General features: G+C 30.1%; 1 tRNA gene and 1 rRNA gene. Both read right to left on the bottom strand.

Going from position 1 to position 664, the window contains the following annotated elements:
* Nucleotides 1-19: 19 nt before the first annotated feature.
* Nucleotides 20-92 (bottom strand) — tRNA-Glu (locus ACYVBS_RS14685).
* A 146-nt stretch (nucleotides 93-238) separates the two neighbouring features.
* Nucleotides 239-664: ribosomal RNA gene (locus ACYVBS_RS14680) — 23S ribosomal RNA — on the bottom strand; the annotation flags it as partial.

The raw sequence follows: 664 nt of genomic DNA, 5'->3' as shown, positions 1-664 counted from the left end.
CCACTGAGCTAATTTCTTGCAACCCAAGAGAGACTTGAACTCTCGCACTAACAGTGAAAATGTTATGTCTTAACCAACTTGACCATTGGGTCAGCCCAGTGCAAGTATCGCACTTACTTAAACCGATTACAAAACGGTTGCATTACTTTTATGCTAACCGGGCTAAATTTATATATATAACATATATATATATAAATTAAAATTTATATAAGTGTAATATAAATTTTAATATATGTGTTATATTAAGTATAATAATAAATTAGTACTTTATGTCTAAAAAAAATTAAATTTGTTACAACTAAAGCCTATTACGTAATATTATATTACGTATATAAAAGAGTATAATATAATAAGCTTCGCGCTTAAATGCTTTCAGCACTTATCTATAATTGACTTAGCTTTCCTGCCATGCTTAATAAGCAATCATATACACATAATCAAATCTGACTAGATGTATATTCATAATTTTTACTTTAGTGATAGTAAATTAGTTAGAAACAATATTAAACAACAGGTAAACCATAGGTCAACATTCCCAACTCCTTTCGTACGAAGGGACTATTTATCTTTTACTCTGTATCCCTCTAGAAGATAAAAACCATACTGTCTCACGACGTATTAAACCCAGCTCATGTAACTCTTTAATCGACGAACAGTCGAACCC

The sequence above is a fragment of the Lysobacter olei genome (genome assembly GCF_054777355.1).
This window is presented reverse-complemented; position numbering and strand designations above follow the sequence as displayed.